Origin of the sequence: Haloferax denitrificans ATCC 35960 (genome assembly GCF_000337795.1) — an archaeon.
In the GTDB taxonomy this organism is placed as follows: Archaea; Halobacteriota; Halobacteria; order Halobacteriales; family Haloferacaceae; genus Haloferax; species Haloferax denitrificans.
Genome location: NZ_AOLP01000001.1, coordinates 156101 through 177519, shown reverse-complemented (window position 1 = coordinate 177519; position 21419 = coordinate 156101). Strand labels below are relative to the sequence as shown.

15 protein-coding genes, 1 tRNA gene and 2 pseudogenes are annotated in these 21419 nt (G+C 55.8%); 12 read left to right on the top strand and 6 right to left on the bottom strand.

All coding sequences use genetic code 11. The annotated features are described in order from the left end of the window. The first annotated feature begins 78 nt into the window (after positions 1-78). Entirely contained in the window at positions 79-249 is a 171-nt protein-coding gene (locus C438_RS19555) for a hypothetical protein (RefSeq protein WP_004967289.1), read from the top strand. Between the two features lie 31 nt (positions 250-280). Here C438_RS19555 and C438_RS00705 read toward each other — a convergent pair whose 3' ends face one another. Then, positions 281-598, bottom strand: a complete 318-nt coding sequence (locus tag C438_RS00705; RefSeq protein ID WP_004967286.1) for an RPA12/RPB9/RPC11 RNA polymerase family protein — start codon at positions 596-598, stop codon at positions 281-283. Positions 599-824: 226 nt separating this feature from the next. Further along, a pseudogene (locus C438_RS18755) lies at positions 825-1082 on the bottom strand (Fic family protein); the annotation flags it as partial. A gap of 297 nt (positions 1083-1379) precedes the next feature. Here C438_RS18755 and C438_RS00700 point away from each other — a divergent pair. Together C438_RS00700 and C438_RS18745 are read left to right on the top strand one after the other, a co-directional pair. Continuing rightward, positions 1380-2300, top strand: coding sequence for an NAD-dependent epimerase/dehydratase family protein (locus tag C438_RS00700; protein WP_004967285.1), 921 nt, complete (start codon positions 1380-1382; stop codon positions 2298-2300). 1485 nt (positions 2301-3785) lie between these two features. After that, positions 3786-5039: a phage NrS-1 polymerase family protein gene (locus tag C438_RS18745; RefSeq protein ID WP_004967284.1), complete on the top strand. Its 1254-nt coding sequence runs from the start codon at positions 3786-3788 to the stop codon at positions 5037-5039. Positions 5040-5060: 21 nt separating this feature from the next. On the opposite strand, the gene C438_RS18740 is transcribed toward C438_RS18745, so the two are convergent. Then, the gene (locus C438_RS18740; protein ID WP_239640621.1) at positions 5061-8687 is read right to left on the bottom strand and encodes a type IV secretory system conjugative DNA transfer family protein; all 3627 of its coding nucleotides are present in this window, start codon (positions 8685-8687) and stop codon (positions 5061-5063) included. Positions 8688-9179: 492 nt separating this feature from the next. On the opposite strand from C438_RS18740, the gene C438_RS19220 reads away from it, so the two are divergent. The 5 genes from C438_RS19220 (at position 9180) to C438_RS18735 (ending at position 14339) form a co-directional block, all read left to right on the top strand. Beyond that, positions 9180-9320: a DUF2080 family transposase-associated protein gene (locus tag C438_RS19220; RefSeq protein WP_004967282.1), complete on the top strand. Its 141-nt coding sequence runs from the start codon at positions 9180-9182 to the stop codon at positions 9318-9320. An 8-nt stretch (positions 9321-9328) separates the two neighbouring features. Next, complete coding sequence (locus C438_RS00685; RefSeq protein WP_004967281.1) at positions 9329-10552, top strand: RNA-guided endonuclease InsQ/TnpB family protein; 1224 nt, start codon at positions 9329-9331, stop codon at positions 10550-10552. 688 nt (positions 10553-11240) lie between these two features. Further along, positions 11241-11765 (top strand): hypothetical protein, encoded by a 525-nt coding sequence (locus tag C438_RS19215; protein WP_152421725.1) that lies wholly within the window; start codon positions 11241-11243, stop codon positions 11763-11765. A 170-nt stretch (positions 11766-11935) separates the two neighbouring features. After that, positions 11936-13309 (top strand): ATP-binding protein, encoded by a 1374-nt coding sequence (locus C438_RS00680; RefSeq protein WP_004967280.1) that lies wholly within the window; start codon positions 11936-11938, stop codon positions 13307-13309. Between the two features lie 307 nt (positions 13310-13616). Beyond that, the gene (locus C438_RS18735) at positions 13617-14339 is read left to right on the top strand and encodes a hypothetical protein (protein ID WP_083899908.1); all 723 of its coding nucleotides are present in this window, start codon (positions 13617-13619) and stop codon (positions 14337-14339) included. A 237-nt stretch (positions 14340-14576) separates the two neighbouring features. Here the strand turns inward: C438_RS18735 and C438_RS00670 are convergent. After that, positions 14577-14651: transfer RNA gene (locus C438_RS00670), tRNA-Met, on the bottom strand. A 43-nt stretch (positions 14652-14694) separates the two neighbouring features. On the opposite strand from C438_RS00670, the pseudogene C438_RS19880 reads away from it, so the two are divergent. From C438_RS19880 to C438_RS00655, 4 genes and pseudogenes are all read left to right on the top strand, one after another. Further along, a pseudogene (locus tag C438_RS19880) lies at positions 14695-14853 on the top strand (IS200/IS605 family transposon protein TnpB); the annotation flags it as partial. A 100-nt stretch (positions 14854-14953) separates the two neighbouring features. After that, positions 14954-15148: a hypothetical protein gene (locus C438_RS00665; RefSeq protein ID WP_049917621.1), complete on the top strand. Its 195-nt coding sequence runs from the start codon at positions 14954-14956 to the stop codon at positions 15146-15148. Next, positions 15141-15440, top strand: a complete 300-nt coding sequence (locus C438_RS00660) for a hypothetical protein (RefSeq protein ID WP_004967278.1) — start codon at positions 15141-15143, stop codon at positions 15438-15440. The genes C438_RS00665 and C438_RS00660 overlap by 8 nt, the downstream gene beginning before the upstream one ends. A gap of 1315 nt (positions 15441-16755) precedes the next feature. Further along, a complete protein-coding gene (locus C438_RS00655; RefSeq protein ID WP_004967277.1) occupies positions 16756-18150 on the top strand; it encodes an ATP-binding protein in 1395 nt (464 codons plus the stop codon). A 51-nt stretch (positions 18151-18201) separates the two neighbouring features. Here the strand turns inward: C438_RS00655 and C438_RS00650 are convergent, their stop codons facing one another. Together C438_RS00650 and C438_RS00645 are read right to left on the bottom strand one after the other, a co-directional pair. Further along, entirely contained in the window at positions 18202-20307 is a 2106-nt protein-coding gene (locus tag C438_RS00650) for a VirB4 family type IV secretion system protein (protein ID WP_004967276.1), read from the bottom strand. Next, the gene (locus C438_RS00645; protein ID WP_049917620.1) at positions 20300-21415 is read right to left on the bottom strand and encodes a hypothetical protein; all 1116 of its coding nucleotides are present in this window, start codon (positions 21413-21415) and stop codon (positions 20300-20302) included. Before C438_RS00645 ends, C438_RS00650 begins: the two co-directional genes overlap by 8 nt. Between the last annotated feature and the right edge of the window lie 4 nt (positions 21416-21419).

Genomic DNA, 21419 nt, shown 5'->3' with positions numbered 1-21419 from the left:
GATAGTTGTCGACGACGCGCGTCTGTTGTCTGTTCTCCGTCACGAACCCCTATCTCGACTCGCGGTGATCGTTCACGCATGAGTGGGACCGACGACGGGGGTATCGACTCGGCGACGATGGGCACCTGGATTGCGATTGGGACCGGCTTCGGCGTCGCACTCGGGCTCGTGACGGACAATCTCGCGCTCGGAATCGCAATCGGCGTGGCGCTCGGGACGGGGTTGGGGGCCGGGTTGTCGATGCGGTAGGCTGTCTGTGGGTCGGTGAGTCACCGGAGCGTCAGGACTCGCGCCACCTGTGACCGCACTCGACGCAGATGAACAGCCGAACCTCGTAGGAGCCACCCGGCTTCGGCATCATCTGGTAGTGGGCCCGGTCGCTGTCGCAGTCGTCCGCCGGACAGGGCTCCTGCATCGTCTCGGTGGAGCCCCGCGTCGCGTCGGCCACGGCGGGTGCGCCGTCGTCTCGCTGTCCGTCCTGAATCGCCATCGCCGCCTCCGCTTGCGAGTCACGCGGCTCCTCGTGCTCACAGGAACGACACACCCACGTGTCGCCCTCCGTGTGCATCATCGAGCCGCACTCGGTACAGAATTGCATATACCGTCGAAACACGCGATTGTCGGATATACGTGTTAATTTCCGATTCGTCGTGGGTCGTTGGCGACCCCAGATATCGTATTCGAGTCGAATTTACTGCTTGAAATCCGTATATATGGCAGTCTGAGCTGATATGGAGTGGATCAATTGTTCAGTAGATTTCATTTCGAACGACATAGTGTTGTGGGGTCGATGCTCTCCCAAGCGAAGGTGTCTCAGTAGTGTCCTCCATACCGTGTTCGAAATAAAACCCCAATTGAATCCAGCCCCGCCAGCTTCCCGCTTCGCTGACTGCGCGCATCTTCTCAACGTACTCCTGTTTGTTCCGATTGAGGTAGGCATTCGGGGAGAGATAGGGACCCAATAGATAACCCGCGTCGTGCAGTTGGAGGACGATGAGGATTCGTCCAAGTCTGCCGTTCCGATCAGAACATGGGTGAATCGTCTCGGACTGGTAGTGTGTGATGGCGAGGTTGGTGAGGGGTGCTGGCCCCCCATCTGAGACTTGTCTGTCTCAGTAGAACACTTGCGGACTGGTGTGTGGGTAAGAAACAGAACACATGGAACAGTTTGGATAGTGGTATACTCTGGGACGACAGGGATTATGGGCACAAGTAGGTGAACTGTGTTCTCGGTAGAAGACAAGACCTCAAGGTGCCCCTCTGGTCTCTCGCAGGTGAATTGTGGCAGTTTGTCGTCCCGCGAACGGAAACTATAGAGCTACCTACCCTACACACTACGTTGACGATACGTTCTTGTCACTCCGTGAGAGCTTTGCCGTATGGACGGCAAACGAGTCCTCGTTACTGGCGGTGCCGGATTCATCGGTTCGAACCTCGCGAACTCTCTCGCCGGCGACAACGACGTCATCGCAATCGACGACCTCTATCTCGGGACGCCCGAGAACCTCGACGACGCCGTGGAGTTCCACGACGCGAGCGTCCTCGACGACGACCTCCCGACCGAGGGGGTGGACGTGGTGTTCCATCTGGCGGCGCTGTCGTCGTACAAGATGCACGAGGAGAACCCGACGAAGGGTGCCCGCGTCAACATCGAAGGCTTCGTCAACACGGTCGAACAGGCCCGAACGGACGGCTGTGAGACGGTTGTGTACGCGACGACGTCGTCAATTTACGGGTCGCGAACCGAGCCCTCGCCGGAGGACATGCCCGTCGAGTCCCGGACGGGGTACGAGGCGTCGAAGCTGGCGCGGGAGCGCTACGCGGAGTACTTCCACCACCACTACGACATGCAGTTGGCCGGGATGCGATTTTTCTCGGTGTATCAGGGCTTCGGCGGCGCGGAGGAACACAAAGGCGAGTTCGCGAATACGGTCGCGCAGTTCGCCGACAAAATCGCGGCCGGCGAGTCGCCGGAGCTCTTCGGCGACGGGTCGCAGACGCGCGACTTCACCCACGTCGACGATATCGTCCGTGGGTTGGAACTCGCCGCCGACGAGCGGTTGCAGGGCATCTACAACTTGGGGACCGGCGAGAGCTACTCGTTCAACGAGATGGTCGACATGATAAACGAGGTGCTTGGGACGGACGTCGAGCCAACGTACGTGGAAAATCCGTTCGAAGTGTACGTCCACGACACGAAAGCGGACTACTCGAAGATGCACGAGGCGACCGGGTGGGAACCCGAGGTTAGCTTTGAGGAGGGTGTCGAGCGGGTCTGTGAGCCGTATCTTGATAACTGACGGGGTCGCTCGCGTCGGTTCGCGTTTCGGCCAAACGTTCCGAACTCATTCCCCGAACGAGTCAAGTGTCAGATGGTGGTCGTCGACCGACACGGCGTAGTCGACGTTTCCGGAGCCTGCCCTGACGAGAACGTACCGATTCGAGGGTGATTGACCTACTGTTCACCCTGGTTTTGTATCTCCTCGTCACACTCCTCTTGCTCGGTGGGGCGGTGCTTCTCCTACTTCCGAGCATCGCCGTCGCGTGGTCGAATTCGAGGCGTAACGACACACAAGACGACGACAGTCGGTGAGGCTCCGGGTATTCGAGTGCGCACCTTTTCGGCACAGTTCCGTCCACACGATCTCCGAGGGATTCAACAGAGCCATCTCAGTGTGAAGCACTTTGGCGGTGGTGTCTCTACGTTCCCAAGAGATGGGTCGAACGGTTTCACTCTCCAGGACGTGGTTCAGCTACCTGCTGTACGCGTTCCAACTAACTGCGCTCGTGTTGGTTCTCGTGTTCGTCGTGCCCGCGCTCGAGTACCCGATCAATCTCTTCTTGGGCGGTCTGTTCGCCGCAGTCGTCCTCGCGTCGATAGTCGCGCTGTGGCGACGCGGGACCGGGCAGGACGAAGGAAGTCGGCTCGGAACCGTGAAGACATCACCTACGACCCGTTCGCGGATCCTGGACAAGTCGCCCGCGAGAGGTACGAAAAGCCGTTCGACGACTTCCAAGGTCGAACAACGGGGAGTGAACACCCAAAGGCGTGAGGGGAGGTCGGCGGCTCATGAACAACACCTTCGTCGGTCTGTCTGGCGCCTCCGCCGAATATCTCTACTTCGATTGGATACACCCCACTATCTGTCCCGCAACAATAGACACCATACTGGCAACGACTGATATCTCTCGGCTTCGTCGTGCACGCTGGTTTGGTCACCAGCGCAAAAGCTCCTCTTCGAGTCGAGACGAACACAAGAACGGGACGTCGAAGCGCCCGAAAGATGGAGTTTCGGTGTTTTCGAGTCTCGCGTGGGAAGCAACGATGAACAGATATGAGCAAGCAGCAATCCCAATCAACGAGGCCAATCGAGCTGTTGAAAACTGCCGATACACCACTCCTCTGATGTGGTGTACTGGAGAATAGCGGATTCGCGTATACTCGACCACGGGTGGATAGGAGGTGAACGCCCACGAGTATGTGGGTCCACCTCAGACCGAATCGTACGTCTGAGCGCCGCAAGACGCCAATATCCCAGAGTCAGTTCGATGGACGTCCATCTTGAGGCCGTGGTTCGAATCTGTATCTACACCCAATCGGAGTCACAGCTCCCATACACCCTTACGGGAACTCGACGTGGATGTACACCCCTGAGATCTGGGGCTGTAGAGGGTGTATTGACACATCCCTCACTTCCAAACCAGTGTAGAATTCAGGGGAATTGACCCACCGGTGTAGCAGCACGAAATAGCTATCTACGTGTCCCCGAGACCATCGCGTACCGATGACGCCACCCCTACCCGAACGCGACAGACTCCCCGACAAACTCCTCGAACGAGGTCAATGGGTAGGGTGGCGTAAACAGACACGCGGTGGAGACGAAACGAAGGTTCCCGTATCGGTGAACGGCGGCTATGCCTCAGCAACCGATGCGGCGACGTGGACGACGTTCGACGAAGCGCTCGCGTATGCAACGGAGGGCGCGGCAGACGGTGTCGGCTTCGTGTTCAGTACTGACGACCCATATGTTGGTGTAGACCTCGACAACTGCCGCAGTCGCGAAACGGGCGAGACAGAAGCGTGGGCGACCGTGATTATCGACCAGCTTGCGTCGTATACAGAGATCAGTCCGTCAGGGACGGGCTATCACATCATCGTCCGTGGATCACTGCCGCCTGACGGCAACCGGACAGGGAACCTCGAACTCTACGAACACTCGCGATTCTTTACAATGACTGGCGACCACGTCGACGAGACGCCCACGACGGTCGCCGACCGAACAGACGAACTCACCGCAATTCACGGTGCGTACTTCGAGACACAACACAGCCAGCATGACACACAACACGCATCGAACACCACCAGTATCACCACGCCACCGAGTGTTGTCGACACGCCAGGAAACAACCTCACCGACGAGGATGTGGTCGAGCGCGCATCGAACGCAGCCAACGGGCCGAAATTCAGTCGCCTGTGGAAAGGCGATACCAGCGCGTATGACAGCCACTCAGAAGCCGATATGGCGCTGTGTTCTATCCTGTCGTTTTGGACTGGCGGTGATGCAGCACAGATAGATCGGCTACTGCGAGACTCTGGATTGTATCGCAAGAAATGGGACGAAACTCACTTCGCCGACGGGTCGACGTACGGAGAAAAGACCATCGAGCGGTCGGTATCACGGACGTCCGATTTTTATGAGCCCTCACAGTGGTCGAATGCAGACTCTCGTTCACCAACGCGCACAGACTCCGCCCGAACTGGACGTGCGGACCACCAGACGCCACACGATCCGACGTCGACGTCGGCCACACCAACCGAACGTTCGAACACAGCTTCACCTCGCGATACCGGCCATCTCGACCGGCTCAAAGACCTCCAGAGCCATCTCGAATCGGTACTCGTGGAGAACGAACGATTACAGGCGGAGTTGGAAGCCGAACGCGAACGGCGACGTGAACTGGAAGCAGCGTTAGATGCCGTAGACAAGACAGACGAGAGTGGTCGTGGATGGTCGCTGTTTGGGTGGTTCAGACGGTAGGTTCGTCTTTTTCGCTTTGTCTCACGAGTCCGACGGACCCGACTGCAACTCCTGTAAGGTACGCATCTCGGTGAATCCGGGTTGATGAATCTGGAACGACGATGGCGGCGAATTCGAACTATAGGTCTTTTCGACGCGTGGGTGGCCCTCGTTTGGCTCGTTGAGTGCACGAAGGACCTCATGTGCATCACTTCGATTCTTCACGACCCACACCGCGGCTTCGGGATCGCACGCAGCCATCTTGTCATAGTCGTCGGGGACCGCAGTCAAAATATCGTGATTCGCACGTTCGGCTTCGAGCGTGACGACGATATCGCCATCGTCATCGAGACAGACCGCATCGAGACGTGAGCCTTCGTGTTCAAAGTATGCGACAGCCTCAACAGCCGCTGAGTCATCGGTATCAACGAACGTCGCTTCGAGATATCGTCGGCCAAGCTCGACCATGACGACGTGGAGACTCGACTCGCTCAAATCGCCGCGGCCGTGGCCGTGGGCGACACCCTCGCGGTGGCGAACAGCAATCGCACGACGGCCTTTTGGTGTGACTGTATAGAGTTTGTGAGGATACGTGCAATCGACCGAGAGCGATCCCCCATCGATGAGTTCTTGGACTTCCTGATATCTGATGCCGGTGTACTCTTGGAGGCGAACCATGCTGTCATACAAGAGGTCGTACTCGAATTCGGGATCGAATCGACGCTGGTGTGCCGAGTAGACCGCTTGGAGGAACCGCAGTTGTGCGTCAGTAAAGGCGCTACTGCCGCGTTCGACTGCTGAAAGTTTGAGTGGGAGTTGTGAGATTGGGATCTCATCGCGATCGACTGCCTCGAGGCTATGACAGCATTCAATGGCGTTTTTGATGCCTGTGAGTGTTGGATCGTATCGAGTCGAACACGTATCACAAACGACGACGTGGACTTCGGGATCATACCCCACCATCGACGGGAGCCGCGACGTGTACGGCAGCGCGGAGTTGATACGCGCATCAGGTGTCGGCGCATTCCGCGTTGGATAGGATTCTGTTGGTGCGTCTGCAGATGATGATTGTGCGGCCGTGGGAGTCGCGTGGTGTGTCGACTCTTCGGAATCATCAAGCGGTGTCGATTCGCGGTGGCCCATTGGCGCCTGTGTGTGCTCTGTCGTGGTTCGACTGCCGATACCCGAGACATCGAGACCATACGCGTGTGCGGACCGAGCAGTAAGCAACTCGAATGCTGCTGTGTATGCAGTCTCCCGAGCGGGCGAAAACGGCTCATCACTTTCTGGATGGCCAGCTGGGAGCGGTGGGCTCTGGAGGACGAACGGCTGTGGCTCTGGTTGTCCGAACTCTGCAGGGAGCGTCACGAGCCACTGGCCACGTCGAAGCGCGCGTAGTCGGGTTTGTACCTCCGTTGCGGGAACTTCGGTTGTTGCAAATCGCTGACTGAACTGCGGGTCGACTGCGACGTTCCCAGTAACAATCGTCGAGACGTTATTGAGGACTTCACGATAGGCCTCTGGGTTCCCGTCTCTGAGTTGTGCCGGAAACTGCATCGCCAGGGTAATCGAGAGGCCGAACGAACGAGACTGAGCAAGGAGGTTTGACAAGAGCGATGACGTCGATAACTGCGCGGCTTCTTCGAGATACAGATTCACGAGTGGGTGGTCAGTCTCGTCGTCACCCTGCTGGGTCCGGCGTTGAAGCGCAGTCCACAATGCCGAGAGAATGACGAGCGTAGTGACGCGTTGTGAGGCTGGTCTGAGACCGCCCGTATCGATAATGATGACTGCATCTTCGTCGATAAGCCTCCGAAGGTCGAACTCCGGGTCGTCGCTGTCGTCGTCTGGGGTGTGATTGAATACCTGCGCAAGTCGTGCATCGATGGGGATCTTCTCGATTCGATTCGCAACCCCTTGCATGAGTTCATCGAACGAGCGCTTCGAGTTGGCAGCGACACCTGCGAGCATCGCTTGGAGGTCTTCATCAACGACCGGTGGTGGGTCGCGCGTTTCGTGTAGTCTGGCGACTGCCGTCTGGAACTCGCGATGGCTAAAGGCGTTCGACCCATGAATCGGATCGAACATCGCTTTGAGAACGTAGCGAATGATATCGGGTGAACGGACGGCTCGTTCGAATCGGTCCCGGCCCATGATGCCGATCAGGATATCGATGTAGTGGTCGACGACGTCTTCGACAGCAGTCGTGCGGTCGATACCTGCATCGAGTTGGTCGCGAATATCGAAAAACGACAGTGCGGGGAGTGTCTCTGTGCAATCGAAATAATAGACGTCATCGAGTGAGCCGTATTTCGCATAATGTGCTCGGAGATAGTCGTCGGCCATCCCGTCGCCTTTGGGGTCGATGAAGATGTCGGCGCCGTCGGTTGCTGCGTGATTCGCGAGGAGTGCTGCGACGAGACTCGATGACTTACCCGATCCAGTCCGGCCAAACAGACCGAGATGGAGTGGTTGGAGTGCTGGCGGCAGTGAGATAGGGACGGCTTCGGCATCGCCGTCGGCCGTCTGTGCATGTCCGAGCGTGAACCCCGCTGTTCGATACCGCTCGATCCGATCACGTGGTGGGCGTGGAAGCCCGTGTTCGTCTGTCGGTGTCGGGGCGAGTGCGCGGTGGGCTTTTGTCGGGAGAGTAGCTGCATCTACGAGACACAACAACGGGAGTTCATGGCTATCCATGACGAGTCCACGACTGGCATTCTCCGTCCACGGCAGTCTGGCAGTGAACTTTGAGTGTTCTGGCTCACTCACGACCCGATTGCGCAGTGATTCGTACACTGATGCTGCGCGATCGCCGTCGTGTGTGCGACCTTCGATTCGGTAGTAGTCGCCATTGAGATGCGAAAACGCAGTCGAGAGTGGAGTGAAGACGGGAAGTTGTGCACGCTGGTCGGTCGTCGTCGCAACTGCCCTGGCGGTGACCACATAACTGTGTTGTGCGTCTTTTTGGTCGAGTGCATCCACGCGCGAGCGAATCTCTGGGTCAGCGTCGTTGGTCTCAGTGTCTGTCGTCGTCATCCAGTCTTCGAAGAACCGCTGGAAGGCTGTATCTCGATGCTGTTTGAGTCGTTGTGTTCTGTCAATGGCGTGGTGTCGCCAGTCTGGATACGGGCTCACGAGTATCTGGACTGCCATCGGCACGGACGCGTCCGCAAGCGTACTCACCACCGTTGCGAGTGGAAGACGGCTGTGTTTGTCGGTGAACTCGTCGTATCGAGTGAGCGTCGTTTGCCAGTCTTCGCGTCGGTCTGTAACGCCCACGAACTCGACGGCTCGGTATCGTGGTGGTGAATACGATTCGAGGGCCCCATCGTCTGGGTTGGTGGTGGCGTCAGACTCAGTCGGTGAGAGACAACACAGTGGGTCTGTCGTTGTGGTCGAAATGTCGAACGAATTTGGAACGAGTTCTCGACACCACGTCTCAATCGTCGATGCGAGGTCAGTGTCGACGCTCAGGACGTACTCGATGGGTCCTGTGTCTGCTCCGTCAGTGACGAGTAACCATTCGAGGGGGGACGAAGTTTGTGTCGACGCTAAGAGGTAGTACAATCGAGTGAACTGTGCAGTGACAGTCGAAGCAGAGAACGAATCTGCAGTTGGCGAGAGGTGAATGAAGGTTCGGTCGGTGCTGGACGAAATAATGAATTTCACTCTCGCTCAGTGGACATAATTCCTCCTATATCTGTGACTTCAGAAATAAAACTAGATAGAATTGCATCTTTGTTTGATAATTGTACTCTCAATCGATTTCTAACTGACACGGTTACTGGTTTGTGACTCGGTTGGCGTCTGGGTCCGTACAGCCGGCGACGTGTACAGTAACCTCGGCGACTGAGTGACTGCTCGCGAAGAGTCCGAGCACGTCGATAGCAATACGACCCTGCGTCTTACCAGGTCGGCGTGTTAGTGTCTGATGGCACGCTGTCTGTTTCCCCCCCGATACTAGCAGCTTGGCGAGTTCCCAACGTAATCATCCAGTGACAGTAGGTGAGAACGCTTTTACCTGAATTGAGGCGCTAAGGCCCCTTCCTCAACGAGCGAGTAGGGAGGGGATACAGCGCCGCACGAGTAGCAAACACGTTCGACGCTCGGCCCACAGGCCCACCGCCATCTTTATGTTGAAACTATGTATAAACATAGGTGATGGATAGACATGAAATCGAAGGCCACGAAGTCATCGACGGGACGGTCAAAGCCACCGGCAACGGCGCTCACGTCCTCGTCCCGAAACGATGGCGTGGCGCAGACGTGAAAATCGTCCGAACCACCGAACCTGACGAGTAGCACACCCGATGAACTACAACTACAGGTATCGACTCCGACCGTCCGACGCCCACCTCGAACAGTTAACGTGGACTGTCGATACCTGTAGACAGGTCTACAACCACTTCCTCCACCGACTCAACCGCACCGACGACACCTCGGCATACAGCGAGCAGAAACTCTTGCCGAGTCTCAAGAAATGGTGGGACGACCTGAAAGACGTTCACTCGAAGGTACTTCAGAAAGTCGTTCAGCGGTTGTACGATAACCTATCGACGCTTCGCGGACGCAAAGAGAACGGCTACCGCGTGGGGACGCTCAAGTGGAAAGCACCGGGAGAGTACCGCAGTTTCACCTACAGTCAATCCGGCTTCAAGCTCAAAAACACGAGCGGTCGGACTCGACTGTGGCTCTCGAAAATCGGTGAAATCCCGCTCACGTTCCACCGCGACCTGCCCAACGACGTCGAAATCAAGACCGTCACGGTCAAACAGGAACCGACCGGCAAGTGGTACGCCGTCCTCGGCGTCGAAACCCCGGACGACCCATCGGAGAAGCCTGAGAATCCCGAGAGGTGCGTCGGTATCGACGTGGGGATTCTCAAGTACGCCCACGACACGGACGGAAACGCTGTTGAATCTCTCGACCTCTCCGACGAGCGCGAACGCTTGGAGCGCGCACAGCGCGACCTCTCGCGGAAAGAACACGGGTCTGCGAATTGGCAAAAACAGCGAAAGGTCGTGGCCGAACGCCACGCCGAGTTGAAGAACAAGCGCCGCGACTTCTTGCACAAACTCTCGAACTACTACGCTCGGGAGTATGACCTCGTGACCGTCGAGGACTTGGACGCGAAGGGGTTAGTCGAACTTCCGGGCAACTCTCGAAACCGGGCAGGTGCGGCGTGGGGGACGTTCTTGCGGATGCTCGAATACAAGTGCGAACGTGAAGGGACTCACTTCGTGGCAGTAGACCCGGCAGGGACGACCAAAGAGTGTGCGTCCTGCGGTGTCTCGACGGACAAACCGTTGTGGGTGCGGGAACACTCCTGCCCGGCGTGTGGGTTTAAAGCGGATAGAGACGCGAACGCGGCGTGGAACATTCTTTCTCGCGGTATCAAGAAGCGGTTAGGAGCGGGACACTCCGAATCAACGCCTGTGGAGACTGCGCTCCCTGTGGATACACCTGTGTCTGCAAAGCGCGTCGTTGAAACAGGAAGCCCCCACCTCAAGCGCGAGCCGTCAGGCGAGCGGTAGGGTGGGGTAGTTCACTAATTAGACCCCACCGACACTTGCAGTTACAGAGGCACCCTACTGGTAGAGTCGACATCTCATGTTGACCTTCCAGTCTCGTTTCGAACCTCGATAGTCCGTATCGGTCCTGAGATACTTCGAGAGGCGTCCATCCGACGTGACCACGGCAACATCGATTGGAAGACACTGCAGTCTGCAGTCAGGTCGGTTGTCGCCGAGAGACTCGATGAGTTGGCCGATAAATCACTTCGGCATTTCGCAACATTCGACCGACCAACTCAAGGCGGAAACGTACAGGACGAAAGCCTTCGACCGCTCATGACCGAGGATTTCGGGTATGCGGGCGCTCTTCAGATACCGTCCAGTCGGGCTGAAATCACGGGCTCTATTGAAATACTCATTTTTTGACAGAATCCGCGTGACACAGACAGAGGGTATAGTCAGCAGAACGACCGGGTCTGCTCAGTACCTGCACTTTGGGGTTCAATCGGCAAAACATATACCTTGTTTTGTGGGTGTGGGGGTGTGCGGGAAAGGACTTAAGTAATTCAGACTATGAAACATATAACCACAACCGATGCAAGATCAGATAACTGGCGAAACTGACGACAGAGGCCGTTTGACACTCGGAACTGAGTACGCGAACCGCCACGTGGTAACGACTGTCGCGCGGAATCTTGATGTGGATTCAATGGCAGTCATGCGCGCAGTTCACTTTCTGAACTCCACTCACTACGGGCGAGCACAGCTTTATGCTGGTCACGGCATCAATCGAGCAGAGGCAGTATTCGGTATTGATTGGGGAACCGGTCCAGTCTGGGCGAAAAATGAGTTCGCTGCTATTGACAACGCCTCTGCTATTAAGGATTACAACGCGATGGAGAACGCCGCATCTGGTGCTCTAGTCGCTGCGTATTATGGGCGGCGCAAAGAAAATCGGGATAACAATGATCCCTACAACCTTGACGATGCGATGGTGCTCGGGATTTGTCCACCCGATGCGACGGTTCAGGCTGTCCCGATCGAGGCGAGTTCGCCCCCTGACAACAGAGGTAACCCAGTCTTCATCAAAGCCCTACCCTTGGTTGACACCGTGGAACTCACTCGAAGTGAACGACCCGAGTTATTCGAAAGATTCGCAGCTGGTCGGTCTGTTTACGAAACTGATTCGCGAGAAGAGATGATCCGTGGGGCTTATTCGGAACGGAGGTACTGAAAGCCAGATAACGTAGAGAAAGGTACTGTAAAATTTCATTACGAGATCTGCGCGCTGTATTCAGCACGACCTCAACAAACTCTCAGTGACTGAGGATTTCAACAGAGCCAAATCACGGTATTCGACCCCACCACAAATCTTATGCACAAGATAATATAATCTACTGCATAATGATCAACCGAGAGCGGGAATTGGAGTGGCTGACCGCACACCTCAGACGAGATGACCGGCAGTTTCTCGTTGTGTATGGTCGCCGCCGAGTCGGAAAAACGACGCTCGTGACGACCGCACTCGATTCGCTCGCGCAGGATACCCAATACTACCTTTGTGACCAACGAGGGCCAGAACACAACGCAACGCAATTTGCACGTCAGTGCGCGGACCACTTCGACGATGTTCCACCCGATGTAGACACATTTCTGGACGCGTTTCGGTATCTCAAGGGGCGAGTTGACGGCCCGTTTGTCGTCGCCTTAGACGAATTCTCCTATCTCGTCGCGGAAGATGAGACAATCCCATCTGTATTTCAGACTGCCGTCGACGAAGTGCTCGCTGATACAGAGATTTCGATTGTTCTGTTGGGTTCGTCGATCTCGATGATCGAAGAGGGTGTCTTGAGTTACGAGAGCCCACTCTATGGACGCCGAACTGGACAGTGGCGACTCGAACCACTCACCATCGGTGACGTGGCGAAATTCTTCCCGCAGTATGATGCTGACACAACAATCCAGACCTACAGTGTGCTCGGTGGGGTTCCAGCCTATCTCGAGCAATTTGACGAGACTCAAAGCCTCTTTTCGAACATCGAACAACACATTCTCTCCAAGGGTGAGTTCCTCTACGAAGAGCCTGAATTCCTGCTCCGACAGGAACTCCGAGAACCGACCACCTACATGGCGATTCTTGAAGCGATTGCCAACGGTGCAACTCGTGTGACCGATATCGCGAATCGTATCGATAAGCAGGCAAGTGGCATCTCACGGTATCTCCAAAACCTGACTCAGTTAGCGCTTGTCGAGCGCGAAACACCAGTCACAGATCCTGACGGACGCGGTGTCTACAAACTGACTGACCAATTCGTCCGGTTTTGGTTTCGCTACGTCTCGGCGAACCGAGGAACCCTCGAACAAGGCCGAACCGAACCCGTCCGAGAATCGATTGCTGAGACATTACCAACGCACACAAGCTTCGCGTTTGAAGAAGTCTGTCGACAGGCCGTCCGAGCGCCGTCATTCCCTGTTTCCAGTTCTCGAGTAGGCCGCTGGTGGTACAGCGAGCAAGAAATTGACGTGGTTGGGTTGAACCAGCAAACCAAGACGCTCTTCCTTGGGGAATGCAAGTGGACCACTAGTTCCGTTGGTCAGTCGCTCCTAGACGACCTCGAAGCGACTGAACCGGACGTGCGTTGGCAAGGTTCTGATCGAGACGTTGCGTACGGGCTCTTTTCGCGGTCTGGGTTCACAGACGAACTTGTGGAGCGTGCAGCACAGCGCGAGGATGTCCATCTATTCACCCCGTCAGATGTGTTAGCGCTGTTCGAGTGACATCCTGTGTTTGTTGTTCTCGTCGATACAACGCTTCGGTCACGTTCCTCCCACGGCTCAACGTGGGAGGGGTTTCTGTAACCGACACAGCAAGTGCTGTAGATACCACTCAGCCACGTGTCCAGAATATCGACGAGATGAATCAGGGCACGACCAAGACTATCTGTCTCGCGGTGGAAGGTGGCCATATCTATTCATGAAACCGTATCCATCGACGCCTCAACTCGCAGACGCCCCCGAAGGGTTGCTGTCGAGCGGGCACTTGTGGCTCCGTGAGTACGTCGCTGGACTTCGGTTGCGGTTTCAGATGAAACTATCGGGGCTTCTGGTCTTCGGAGACCGAGACCGAGTCTTCGACGACGTGCCACCGCCGTACGAACACGCTGTTCGGCACGTCCGAGAGCAGTTCGACCGTGACGCGTTCCACGATGCTGTTGACGACCCGTCAGCGTACGTCTTCTTCGGTGTGGCTCCGTGCAACGTCGGTCTCGACTATGACTGGGACCGACTCCCATCGTTTCTTGGCTGTGCTGTCTGGGACGAAGCCAACGAACGACTCCTCCCCATCGACAAAGCCGAACGGGTGTTCGAGCGTCTGGGCCTCGCGCCAGCGAACGTCTTCCAGAAGGAGGTGAACGTCCGGGACTTCCATCCCGAGCGCTTCGAGATTCCCGAATCTGCATGGTACGACGGACCCGCCGCAGGTGTTGTAATCAATAACCGACGTGGTGGAAGCGCACTCATCGAAGAAACCCGAATCGAAGAGCAGGTCGACCACGAGCCACTCAACGGTGAGCCAACAGTCGTCTCTCACAGCCTTGTAACCAAGCCACGAGTCAACCGAGCCATCAAAGCCATCGAAACGCACGGAAAAGCGGTCACAACTGCCGAGATTCACGAACGTGTATTCGAGATGATTGTTCGAGAGGAGTACACCCGACTTGAACACGGAAACATCGATTGGAAGACGTTGCGGTCTGCAGTCGGGTCGGTTGTCGCCGAGAGATTCGATGAGTTGGCCGATAATTGAACCGCCAGTCACCCACCTTCCGACGCCGAAACCGGAGTTCACCTTTTCACCACACCATTCGGGAGACGTACTCCACAATTTCGGATCGGGGATTTCAACAGCAGTAGCGGGAGGTGAGGTGGATTTGCACCCCGGTCGCTGACGCTCCCCGGTTCAAATCCACGGCTCTCTGTGGCCGACCTCGTGGGTCGCGCCGAGCAGAGACTCGTCGCTCAGGAGTTGCGGTCGGCAAAACCATAGCGGGAGGTAGATTTGAACTACCGATCTCCGGGTTATGAGCCCGGCGGAATCTCCTGGCTATCCCATCCCGCTACGACATCATACCCGATTGCTAGAGGTAAGACTTGTGTTTGGATCGGTGTATGTCTGGGCGTTGACGGACGTGTTGGAAACACACTGGTCGGTCGAGACGAACGCGAAAACGCACAATTTCTGGGTGTTCCGAGCGTTCGTGAATCGACTGATGTGTACCGCTGAGGAATATAGTATCTCGGTGCGCTTGGGGACTGACTCATCGAACAAGAAGGTGCGACGCGGGGGATCCAGTATCGGCTCATCGAGCCGCGGGGTGACAAAACTGTTAATACTATCAGGACGATACGTCCTTACAACGCATGTCCGCTGACAAACGAATTCCAGTGACTGAAGAGACTCGGGAGGAACTTCACGAACTGAAAAAGCCGGGGCAGACCTACGACGATCTCCTCAAGGAACTTGCCCAAAGCCGTCGTCGTGAAGACCTCGAAAAGCGCTTCCAAGAGTTGGAGGACGCAGATAGTGATGATCTAACCCCGATTGAGGATGTCTGAGGACGACTACGCTGTTCTTCTTGCTGATCAACCACGCGAGTTCTTGAGTGTCGCCGATGAGAAGACGACACGAATTTGCAAGGAGAAGCTGGGGTACTTGGGCGAAAGTCCATATCCGGGATGCCGACGCGGCGATAAAGAGAAGTTGCCCATCGACGGGCGACGCGATAGATTCCGAATGCACGTCTCGCGGACCTACACTGCGATTTACACCGTCTTAGAAGAGGACAGAGAGGTTCGCGTCCTCGAGATATTACCAATCGACGATGCCCACAAGCGATACGGTTTCTGACAATCTAGTAACTATCCCACTCCAGCGGGAGGAATCCTCGTGTCTCAGCGCGGGGAGGATGTCAAGTCAGTTTGAGAAACGAGTAGGTTGAGTTTCGGTGTCCGAACGACGACTGACTGGTATTCCTCATGTGGGGGAAGCCTCGTCGGTTCTGACGAGATGGATGTCACTCCCCAGAAAGAAAGTCGATCGCCTAGTTCCAGAACGACTGAATTCGCTCACTCATTTTCGAGACCACGTGCGAAACAACATCACGCCAATCACTTCCAAACGCCATATTCTCACCAGGCGTCGCCGCATCTGGCGGCGGATGGAAATGCTCGCGGTCGTTGTGGCTGTTCGGATGTCGATCCCACTGCCACTCCCACGATCTTCCGTCACGATACTGTTCCAAATAGTGCACGCTAAAATCATCCGTCACAAACCACCGAATACGGAGAGACGCACGCTCCACACTCGCTGGAAGATATCCAGTATGGCTCTGTTGAAATCCGCAACGTCTGACACGAGTTTGAGCGTTCAGTAAACCTGCGAATATATTGGAAGTGATTTTGAAAACACAATCGACGAGTGGCACGTTCTCCATGAACAAGTCAGAGTTCTTTCAGGCACTCACGCTCTGGTTCGTCGTGATGATTTTGTGCAGACCGCGTCCGGAAGCAATGGACCAGTGAAGATGGTAATTGGCATCTTCAGTCTCATTCTCATGTGGGTGATTCCACTCTATCTACTCAGCGGAATTCTGACCGAACTACTGGATGGATGAATCCTCTGTATTGACCGCAGCCGGGGCAGAATGTGTTACTTGTTGAGGATTTCAACAAAGCCTCCAGTATCGAAATCAGCGACGACAGCATTCGGTGCATACGAAGGGCGGTACTCCACATTGGAAAACCGAGCACTGCCACGCAATCGCCGACCAATCCGCTCTAGTACATCGCTGTCAATACTACCTGTACTGTCGGAGTCTCTCTCAGACATTGACACTCCCAGCATGCCCACCCGATAACTCACCTCGGTGCGCCGCATCTACCAAGGCCGCGCGTTGCTCCAGTGTCTTCCACCCCGACACCACCTCCCAAATTTTCGCTACAATTATAACAAGGCGGAGTACCTCGAGGGGGATCCACACAGAATCAACGTTGTATCCCACGGCCTTCCCGCTTATTGAGGTAAGAGCCAAGTCGAATCCGTGTGAGAACGCGGAGATTGTCTGTGAGAAGATACCTCGTGTGCTTGGAGTTTTGCCACACGCTGTGTGAGTGTACCACACCGGCATCAATAAGTCATTATCGTAGTAATGATTACCTAGATAATGACCTTCTACAACCGCGATGCAGAACTGACGACGCTGGAGGAGGGGTTCGAGGCAGACACACACTCGTTTATCGTCGTTTACGGCCGCAGACGTGTCGGAAAGACAGAATTACTGAAGCAGTTCTGTCGTGATTATCCTCACGTATACTATCTTGCTGCACAAGAAGCAGAGTCACAACAGCTCACCAAGTTCGTCACACAAATCGCAGCAGAGTTCGACGACCGGGTTCCACGCATCGACGGCTGGGATGAGGCGTTCGACTATCTCGGAGACAAACTCGAATCAGAATCACGCATCATCGTCGTCGATGAGTTTCCGTACCTGATTGACGCTAATGAGTCGATATTGTCGTATCTACAATCGTTCGTTGATGAGCGTCTCCAGCAGACAGATGCAATGCTCATTCTGTGTGGGTCAAGTATTAGCGTCATGGAGTCCGATGTCCTCGGTCACAAAAGCCCACTCTACGGACGTCGTACACAGCAACTAGACATCGCGCCATTCAATTTTCGAGACGCACGGGCAGTCATCGACTACGATATTGAAGATGCAATTCGGTCGTATGCAATCACCGGAGGGACACCGATGTACCTCACACTCTTTGCGTACTCACAGACACTCGCAGAGAACATTGAATCTCAGGTCCTCTCGCAGAGCTCATTGTTGTACAATGAACCGGAGTTCTTGTTGCGGACTGAGCTTCGATCACCAGCTCGGTATCTGAGTATCCTTGAGGCGATTGCAACCGGACACACGACGCCGAATGAAATCGCGGGGATGACTGGGATTAACTCAGGTCCACTCTCGAAATATCTACAGACGCTGCGTCGCCTTCGACTCATCGAGCGAGAAACGCCGGTTACTGTCTCGTCACCACAGTCGAAGCGATCTCTCTACCGAATTGCAGACGAATTCCTTCGGTTTTGGTTCCGATACGTCGAACCAAACCGATCGAGTATTACTGAAGTACCAGACATTGTCCTCGAAGAAACAATCCTCCCGGACCTCCAAACACATGTTTCGACGGTGTTCGAACGGGTTTGTCGTGAGGTCGTCTGGGAGGCGGTTCGACGTGATGAACTCGAACCCTACGGGACTGTTGGACGATGGTGGTACGGTGAACACGAGATCGATATCGTTGGACTGTCACCAGCTGATGATCGAATCCTCTTCGGGGAGTGCAAATGGACCTCGTCCCCAGCCGGGCAGTCGCTTGTTGAAGATCTTAAAGCGAAGACAGAGCATGTCCGCTGGGGCAGCCCAGACCGGACTGAACGGTTTGTGCTCTTTTCGAAGAGTGGGTTCACAGACGGCCTTTCCGACAAACTCGATGCGTCGTGGACACTCTTTGACCTGCAAAAAATAGACATGCTGACAAGTTCACCAAACTGACGCCGAGCGGTGGTCGCTCACTGAAGAAGGGGACCTCTCGCCTCAATTCAGCTACGAACGCCTGTGCCTGTACGCTCGACGAGTGCTCTCACCACCGGGTAACGACCCAGCAGCCGATTCCGTTGGGTCGAAGTCAATGACTTCTTTCTCCTTGGGCATCGCCTCAACGCGAATCCCGCGCCACTCACCGTCGACGCCAACGAGCGCTTCGGAGTAGCCAGCGTCTTCATTCCCCGGAATCGCATCTTGGACGAATCGCATCTGCGCGTAGTTCAGCCCGAACTCTGTCGCCCACGTTTCGTCCATTCCGTCAAGGTGGTGGAACTGCTTGACTGCACACTGGTCAAGAATCGCTTCGGACTCCGTGTGTTCGAAGAACTCGTCGACCGTCTGTGTGACGAGTCGAATCGAGAGATCGTGGTGGCGGTGATGACGGAACACCGTCTCCAAGAACGCCAAACTCGCGGCATCCTGCATGATGTACCGTGCTTCGTCGATAACGAACACGACTTCCTTGTCTGTCTCTTTGGCACGTTCGTACACCAAGGAGATGAGCAGTTGCATCGTCAGCGCGGTACTACTGCTGACGCTGCCTTCTTGTTGGGCTAGGTCAAGGTAGATGACCTTCTCGTCGCGGATGTTGAATTCGGATGCTCTTCCGAGGTTTGCGTACCGCCCACCCTCCTCGAACAGCCGAAGTTGTCCAAGGAGCCACGTTGCATCCTCTCGTAGTTTGTTCGCCTCGGCGTTCGTCCGAACGATGAACTCACTGGGTGACTCAATCATCTCCTCGAAGACGTCCATCATATCGCGAATCGTCGGGCTTGGATTGCCATGCGTGGCAATCTCGTCGGTGATCCCCTGTCGTTCGTACGCCTGTTGAAGCCCCAGCTCAAGGGTAGTTCGTCGGTCACCAAGTGAGATGCCGCGGAGCGCGAAGTAGTTCGTCAAGAAGCTCATTGCGTCGTCGAGTTTTTCGTTAAACGGACTCGCATCCTCACCCATCGCTCGCTGGACGTGTTCGGGAGTCTGGCGAATCTCTAAGGGGTTCAACCCGAGTGTCCCACCAACGGTGATGCGTTTGGCGTCCAAGGCCTTGGCGACGCCAGCCCAATTGTTGAGCGGTTCGAGGATGATGCCGATCCGGTCTGTGCTTTGTTCGATCGACCGGATGAAGTTCTGCTTCGAGCCAAATGATTTTCCAGAGCCGGTATCGCCGACGGTGAACATCGCATAGCCGTTCTCGCGAGCAAACGGGTCGATAACGACCGGGCTGTGGGTGTCTTTGTGGATGCCGAATTCGACGCCTCCTTCTTCGAGAATTGTCGCGTTGTGTGGTGAGGCAAGGAGTGCACCGACGGCCCCACCAAGTGCGATTGCGCTGCGACCGCCGATGTTCTCTCCAATCGGTGCTGCAGATTGGAGTGCGAGGTCTTGCTTACAAATCGCCGTTTTCGGTGTGAGGCTGGCCGGCTCATCGCGAAGTGCGCTTTTGACGCTTTGGACGGCATCGTGGAGCTCATCGCGTGTGTCGCCCCGGACAGTGACGAACAGCGACTGGTCGAAGACACGAGTCCCACTCTCGACAGCATTGTATGTCGCCGCAGCTTGCTGTGCTCGTTGTTGGAGATACCCACTTCGAACGCTCTTTTCGAGGTCAGCATCAACTTGGAGGTCATCAGCGATCTCTTGGAGTTCGTTTCGAGCACGCAGCTGATTCTTTGGCCGGATGTGGGCCGTGAGGTCGAACTCGACATCTGTTAGCTGGAACAGATCACTGAGATAGCCGTCACTCGGGTAATCAGGATAGTCGGTGATCGTGAGTGTTGAAGTCCACTGCTCGCCCACGCGGGCTGCACGCGTCTCCCATTCGATAGCTGCGGGTGCAATCGTCGTTTTGTGTGACTCGGCAACGTCCTCGAGGAGCCGTCGCTCAGTATGTCCTGTTTGGATCGTCTCTTCGTCGAGGACAGCTGCGAAGTCGACTTCGGGCTCTTCGTCGGGAGAGCGGCGTTTCTGTGCACCGATGGCAATGACGATGGAGATGAGTACACCGGCAGCGTACACCGCAGCCCCTTCGGGTGACGTTGGCTGTTGCAACCACTCGACGAGTTGGCGAGCGAGTTCGCTCGCAACTTGGAGCGTGAGATTACGCATCGAGATCGCCCTCTCGGCGGGAACGCCCGATAATCGGTTGGTCACGGATGACTCGTCGTGGATTGTCGTAGTCGTGTTCGTGACCGTTCCAGAAGTCCATCGCCAACACGAATAGTTCGACTGTGCTCAATCGACGAGCAGACCACCCTGACGCCTGTTGGATGAATCCGGACTCGATGTTCGTGATTCGGGTATCTAATCGCTCGAATATCCGTGCACGCTCTTCGGCGTTCGAGAGATCTTCTCGGCGCGTGACGAATGGGTTGAACAGGAAGCCAAGACCGGGGATTTCGGTCAACTTCTCTGCGGGCGTTCGTTCGTCACGAAAGCGGTCATAGACTTCCAATGGCGAGACTTCGGCACCAATAAAGAAGCGAATCTGTTGGGTTCCACGGCTTTGCATCGCCTTTGGACGTGTCCCGCGATATTCTTCGAGGAGTTCACGGAAGACTGGGTTTTGGGTAACATCTTCATCCGACAGGCGCTGTTCGATGTTCTCTGTGAGTTGTTCGACTGGGAACGACCGCGTCGTCGCGTGAAACTTCAGCTTTGAATCGAGTTCCTTGTTCGCGAACGCCGCGCCTGCGTCTTGGAGACTCGCCCAGTCATCTGACATGGCGAAGTCCATATTCCCTGGGTTGACTTCGATAAATGCCTCCATCACGCCATCCGAACGCTGGATCGCACCCACACCGGGCCAGGCGCGCTCGATGTTGGTGAGATCCTGTGTTCGTTCATCTGGTTTGAACGGTGTGTAGTTCGCAAGGCCACCCTCGTTTCGGACGGCCTCTTGGGTGTCTGTTGCGCTCGGAGCACTGAACGTTCGACGTGGCCGCGTCGTGAAGTGAGACACGTTTTTGGCCCACGTCCACGCCGTGAGGTGGTCTGGGGTGACATAGACGACTGCGGCACCCAGTCCAACACCCCCTGTGATGAGTGGGACTGCGAGTGAGTCGATTCCAGTGAGCCCGGCGATGAACAATCCGAGAAGTGGGAATGCGATGAGGACCCCAACGTCCCCTTCTTCGATATTGAGCCCTGGGATCCGGCTTTCTTCTCCGAATTCGTCCATGATACGGCGTTCTGCAGCGTCTGAATCAGTCGACATGATG